This window comes from Azospirillum sp. RU38E (assembly GCF_900188385.1).
GTDB lineage: Bacteria > Pseudomonadota > Alphaproteobacteria > Azospirillales > Azospirillaceae > Niveispirillum.
Genome location: NZ_FZOI01000043.1, coordinates 1 through 6,074, shown reverse-complemented (window position 1 = coordinate 6,074; position 6,074 = coordinate 1). Strand labels below are relative to the sequence as shown.

The 6,074-nt window shown below is 57.4% G+C and carries 7 protein-coding genes; all 7 read left to right on the top strand.

All coding sequences use genetic code 11. The features are described from left to right. Positions 1-41: 41 nt before the first annotated feature. Complete coding sequence (locus tag CHB97_RS25405) at positions 42-845, top strand: amidase family protein (protein ID WP_089290823.1); 804 nt, start codon at positions 42-44, stop codon at positions 843-845. An 11-nt stretch (positions 846-856) separates the two neighbouring features. After that, the gene (locus CHB97_RS25400; RefSeq protein WP_160106269.1) at positions 857-1,471 is read left to right on the top strand and encodes an MSMEG_1061 family FMN-dependent PPOX-type flavoprotein; all 615 of its coding nucleotides are present in this window, start codon (positions 857-859) and stop codon (positions 1,469-1,471) included. A gap of 57 nt (positions 1,472-1,528) precedes the next feature. Continuing rightward, entirely contained in the window at positions 1,529-1,909 is a 381-nt protein-coding gene (locus tag CHB97_RS25395; RefSeq protein WP_200820133.1) for a cupin domain-containing protein, read from the top strand. Between the two features lie 59 nt (positions 1,910-1,968). Further along, complete coding sequence (locus tag CHB97_RS25390; RefSeq protein ID WP_089290821.1) at positions 1,969-2,352, top strand: VOC family protein; 384 nt, start codon at positions 1,969-1,971, stop codon at positions 2,350-2,352. Beyond that, positions 2,267-2,791, top strand: coding sequence for an EthD domain-containing protein (locus tag CHB97_RS25385; RefSeq protein ID WP_089290820.1), 525 nt, complete (start codon positions 2,267-2,269; stop codon positions 2,789-2,791). The genes CHB97_RS25390 and CHB97_RS25385 overlap by 86 nt, the downstream gene beginning before the upstream one ends. Positions 2,792-2,899: 108 nt before the next feature. Next, on the top strand, positions 2,900-3,769 hold the full coding sequence (locus CHB97_RS25380) for an NAD(P)H-binding protein (protein WP_160106265.1): 870 nt from the start codon (positions 2,900-2,902) through the stop codon (positions 3,767-3,769). Between the two features lie 826 nt (positions 3,770-4,595). Next, positions 4,596-6,074: efflux RND transporter permease subunit (locus tag CHB97_RS25370; protein WP_143271214.1), on the top strand; the 1,479-nt coding region annotated here is incomplete at its 3' end.

The following is a 6,074-nucleotide window of genomic DNA, read 5'->3' as shown; positions in this document are numbered from 1 at the left end:
TTTGATCACCGGCATCCTCCCCGCAGACAGCGGGAGACAGGATGGCGGTGAGATGGCCGCAAGGCCCCGGGGGGCATGCCCCCCGGGGCCTTGCCTCTGCCAAAACTGGGGACTTTTCATTCGCCACTTCTGGGGAGTTTTATCCCGCCAGCGACACGCCTTTGCCTTTCGTGGCGCTGAATGGGCTGACGCTCGGTTTTCAGTGTCCCGAGCCGATTGATCCGGCTGTCGCTGCTGCCTTCGCCAGTTCCGTTGAGCGGCTGCGCGCGGCGGGGGTTCGGCTGGTTGCGATTGATATCACCGAAGCACAGGCGATTGACAATGCCTGCGGATTTCCAATCGCCGTCTATGAGTCCGCACTGAGCATGTCGGAACTCGCCGTCACTAAGCTCGGCATCTCGTGGCCAAGCTTTGTAGACGCGATAGAGAGTCCCGACGTTCAGGCTGTTTTTGCCAGCCAACTGGGTAACGAGGCCATCCCGGAGGCGGCCTATCGCGATGCGGTTGATGTCCAATTGCCTCGGCTCAGGGCTGCCTTTGACCGTGTATTCATTGGCGTCGACGCGATCCTCTATCCTACCACGGCCCATACGGCGCCGCGGATCGGGGATACGGGGATGACCGATCTGGGCGGGGCGCTGCTGCCTACCTTTCCAGCCTATACTCTAACTTCTCGACCGGACAGCATGGCGGGCCTGCCGTCCATCAGCCTTCCTGCCGGTCTGGCCAACGGTTTGCCCTTCGGGTTGCAGGTCGCTGGCAGGCCTGGTGCTGATCGTCATCTCCTGGGTATCGCGTCTGCCCTTGAGGCAATCCTGCCGGCGCGGCCAGTACCCCCCTTATGACGGATACCCCCATGTCTGATCACTACATTACCGATGTTGCCGGAATTCGTGCCGTGATCGGCGAGGCGCATCCGCTTGTCCAAAAGAAATTGCTACCGAGCCTGGACGAACTCGGGCGACGCTTTATCACCGCTGCGCCCTTCGCCATGCTGTCGACCGCCAACCGTGCAGGCGAGCCTGACGTTTCCCCGCGTGGGGATGGCCCAGGCTTCGTTCATATTATGGATGACACGACCTTGGTGTTGCCGGACCGTCCCGGCAACAACCTTGCCTATGCAATGCAGAGTATTTTGGAGAATCCCGCTGTTGCGTTGATTTTCCTGATACCTGGGGTGGATGAAACCTTCCGCGTCCACGGTACGGCCAGAATATCGACTGATCCCGGTCTGTTGCAGGTGCTGGCCGCGCGCGACCGCCCAGCACTGTTCGCGATTGAGATCCATATCACCAAGTGCTTCCTCCATTGCGGGAAGGCCATGAAGCGCAGCCGGCTGTGGAAAGACGACGCACGTCAGAAATTCTCCTTCCGCTTTGGTGCGACAATCGCCCGCGAAAGCGGTGGCGGCGCAGAGGTGGAAGCCATGGTCGACCAGATCGTCGAGAGTGATTATCGCGAGAATTTGTAGACGCTGGACATAGTGTAACAGCGCCTCAGCCCATCCCGTCAGCGCAGGAGCACGCCCATGAGCATCGCCGTAAAGACTGAGATGAAGGGCGGTATTCGTCACTGCCGCCCCCAGGACATGACCTTTCAGGATGTCGATGTCTATGGCTGTGTGATGGCCAAGGCACCGATTTTCGAGGGTGATCATGCAGTGCGCTCTGCTTATTTTCGCATGAAGACCGGCGATGTGATCGCTAAGCATCGGCATCGCAAATGGGTTCAGGTGATGGTCATTTCTGGCCACATCCGAGTGGAGCAGAAGGGTGCCGACCTGTTCTTTGCAGGCCCTGGTGAGTTGTACTTCCTTGAACCCGGCTTCGATCATGTTGAAACAGCGATGGAGGAGACGTTGCTGGTCGTCACCCAGGGTGAAGACCGCCCTGGGTGGGCGCGGGATTGACCTTCGCCGGAAGACGACCGCAGGCTGCTCGTGTCCAGATTTTGAATTGGAGGAAAAATTTGTTTACGCACATTATGGTAGGTGTCGCGGATTTGGAACGTTCCCGCCTGTTCTATGATGCCGTCCTTGGTGCCCTTGGCCATAATAGAGGATTCTACGACGATCGGGGCCGGGTGCTTTATGTCGCGGCAGGTGGAATTTTTGCGCTTACACGTCCGATCAATGGAGAACCTGCGAGCGTAGCCAACGGCAACACGATCGGATTAGCGGCAGCAACGCCCGATCACGCTGATGCCTGGCACGCTGCTGGCCTTGCAAACGGCGGGACAGCCTGCGAGGACCCTCCCGGTTGGCGTAATGTTCCGGCAGGACATTTGTACCTTGCTTATTTGCGTGACCCTGATGGTCATAAGCTATGTGCTTCCCATCGTCCACGCGCCTGATAAGGAATATGGCAGGATGGCTATAGCGGATGAGGTGCCCCTGAGCGTTGGACCCGAAGTGACGCTGCTCTATTGTCTGCGGCGCTTGCAGCATTTAAGTCATGAGCAGTTCCTGGCCTATTGGTCGACTGAACATGCACAGCTGGTTGCCGAAGTCGGTCCGCGACTTGGTGTCATCCGATATGTTCAGCATCATGGTGTCCATATGGGCGCAGCGTTTGCCATGCAGGCTAGCCGCGGTTTGGCAGAACCGTTCGACGGCATCGCCGCCATCAGCTTCGCCAGTTGGGAAAGCCTTGAGAAGGGCAATCTCGACCAGGAAAGTGCAGCGGCGCAGGCAAGGTTGGCGGCTGATGAAGCACGCTTTATTGATCATTCGCGCTCGTCGATGATCTTCGCGCATAATATTCGGTTTCCGGGTCTAGATGTGGTCGGATGATATTGTCAGCGCCATTCGGCAAATCCCCACCTTGTTTCTGAATGGCCGGGTAAACCGATAACGTTGCCTGTCTGACACCCACCCTTCTGTTGCTAAAGGCTAATGCTCATGTTGCTTATTCTGGGTGCTACCGGTCAAGTCGGATCGCAGGTTCTGTCGTCATTGGCTGCCGCGCACTATACGGGACCGATGCGTATGCTGGTACGGCGCCCTGAGGCTCTGAATGTTCCAGCAGGATTGCAGGCGGAGATCATGAAGGGTTCCTTCGATGATTCCGACGCCGTCCTACGGGCGTTGCAGAATGTAACCGATGTGATTTTATCTACCGGCGACAATCCGGGGCAGGTGACGCGAGAAAAGCGCATCATTGATTTGGTTCGCACAATCTCGATGCCCCCTCGGATTATAAAGGTGTCTGCTATCACCGCCAGCCTTACTCCTCGTGTTAGCGTTGGCATAGCACATGGGGAGATTGAGGATTATCTGCGCGGTTCAGGTCTTGATTGGGTGATTTTGCGTCCGACCTTTTTTTATCAGTCGCTCGCCCTTTTTCGAGACCCAGTGCGCCGTGCTGGTCGTTTTCCGTTGCCCACGCACGATGGTGCGGTGGCATTCGTCCATGTACGTGACGTTGCGGATGTTGTGGCGCGGGTTGCGGCTGACCGGTCGATACGAAGCAGGATTCTGTCTCTCACCGGTCCCAAGGCTTGGCGACTGGATCAGGTCTGCGATGAGCTTGGCAAGCGGCTCGGCAGGCCGGTGCGGCACCTAAACCCACCGTCGCTGATCTTCAAGTTGATGTTACGTTTTGCCGGCGGCATGTCGTGGGAATATGCGGGAATGGTCGATGGCATCGCTAAAGCGTGTGCCAAGGGCGACGAGTCACATGTTAAAAGTGAATTCGAAGATATCATGGGCCGCCCCCCGCTTGGGCTACACGATTATTTGGAGGAAGCAGTCTGTCTCTTCAGAAAATAGGAAACTGTGTGTCAATCGTCTTTGACGTTTGGCCTGTCACCTGCTCTCTGGAAATGTGTCTGGGGTAAAGTAGCGTCCTCCTGGCCGAGGAGGGCTATTGTAAGAAGAAGAGTCGTTTCAGTGATGAGCGGGTTATCGTGATGCTGCAGGCGCAGGGGGCTTGCCGGAAGGCGGTGGATATCTGCCGACGGTGCGGGATATCTGAGGCGATATTTTAAGCCTGGAAATCGAAATATGGCGGGTTGGATGTGTCAGAGGTCAAGCGCATGAACGGTTTGGAGGAAGAGAACAGCCGTCTGAGGCTGCTGCTTGCGGGGGCGGTGTTGGACAGTGCCATGCTGCGGGAGGTGTCGGGAAAAAGTAGTGAGGTCTGCCGCCAGCCGCCGGATAGTTGCCTATCCGCGGGCGATGTTCGGGGTCAGGGAGAGGCGAGTCTGTTCTGAAAGTGCATCGCCGGACGATCCGCTATCGGTCGCGATGCCCTGCTGACGGTGCTATGGGGCACGGCTGGCCGACACCTCGCTGTCCGGCAAGCGGCTGGCACGGGAACAGGGCACCCTCGTCGTTACACGCGGCAAACCGCTGATGATCGTCAGCGACAATGGCAGCGAGTTTATTTCCAGAGCGATCCTGGCTGGGCGGGATGTCCTCCCCAGGTTGCAGAAGCATTGCCGCCTATGAGCGCACAGATCACGCTACTGCCTGCTTTGCTGAATGATTAATGAGGCTCATTCATAAGCTCATGCGGATTTTGCCGTCTTAAATCTTGCATGCGGCGCCGGTAGGTTTTGACTGCCCCATTCCCCGTACAGAAGGAAATCGGCAGTTGATGGGCATTGTCCGGATCGCGCTTGGACGGCCGCTGACCTTTGTGGTCATGGCTGTCCTGATCCTTATTTTTGGTTTGCTTTCGGTCTTGCGGATGCCCGTGGATATTTTCCCGGAAATCCGTATGCCGGTCATCGCCATCGCCTGGCAGTATGCCGGCCTTTCGCCGGAGGACATGGCCGGGCGGATCGTCTCTCCCTATGAGCGGGCTTTGACAACGACGGTGAACGATATTGAACATATCGAAAGCCAGTCATTGTCCGGCATCGGGGTGGTGAAGATATTCTTTCATCCCGGCGCCGACATACCCTTGGCAACAGCCCAGGTCACGTCGGTCTCTCAGACGATGCTGCGCCAGTTGCCGCCAGGAACGACGCCACCGCTTATCCTGAACTATAATGCGGCGACAGTGCCCGTTCTTCAGTTGGCATTGTCGGGCAAGGGACTGTCGGAATCCCAGATTTTCGATCTGGCGATGAATCAGGTGCGGCCGTCCCTGGTGACGGAGCCGGGTGTCGGTATACCGCTGCCCCTGGGTGGCAGTCAGCGCCAGATACAGATTGATATTGATCCGGCCGCCCTCCGGTCTAAGGGTCTTTCTGCGCAGGATGTCAGTGCCGCCATTGCGGCGCAGATGCAGATTACACCGGCAGGTTTCGTAAAAATTGGCGAGTTTCAATATGTTGTCCGCTTGAACAACGCGCCGGCGAGCGTTGCGGAGATGAACGATCTGCCGGTGAAGGTCGTCAATGGAGCCACAATCTATATGCGGGATGTCGCCCATGTGCGCGACGGTGCCGCCCCCCAGACCAACGTGGTTCATGTCGATGGCGGCCGTTCTGTCTTGATGACCATCCTCAAGATCGGCAGTGCGTCGACATTGGCGATCGTTGATGGTGTAAAGGCGAAGCTGCCGGCCATTGAGGATCTGTTGCCAGACGCCGCGCGTGTCGTGGCGATCGGCGATCAGTCGGTCTTCGTTAAAGCCGCCATTGACGGCGTGCTGCATGAAGGCGTGATCGCGGCTGTGTTGACTTCGCTGATGATCCTTTTGTTCCTGGGTTCCTGGCGATCAACCATCATCGTTGTCACGTCCATTCCGCTATCCATCCTGGCGGCGATTGTCGGCTTGTCGATAAGCGGCAATACCCTGAACATCATGACGTTGGGTGGCTTGTCACTCGCGGTTGGCATCCTGGTGGATGAGGCGACCGTGACGATTGAGAATATCGAGCGCCACCTCCAGGACGGAAAGTCTGTTCACGCAGCGATATTGGACGGTGCGGCTGAAATTGTGGCACCGGCCTTCGTGTCATTGCTGTGCATCTGTATCGTGTTCGTACCGATGTTTTTCCTGCCCGGGGTTTCCGGGTTTTTATTTGTAAAAGTCTGGACTAAATCTGACGGCATGCTGGAATGGCGGGTATTGATCGCCTGTGTCGGGGCATGCCCCGACACAGGCGGCGGCGTAAGAAGA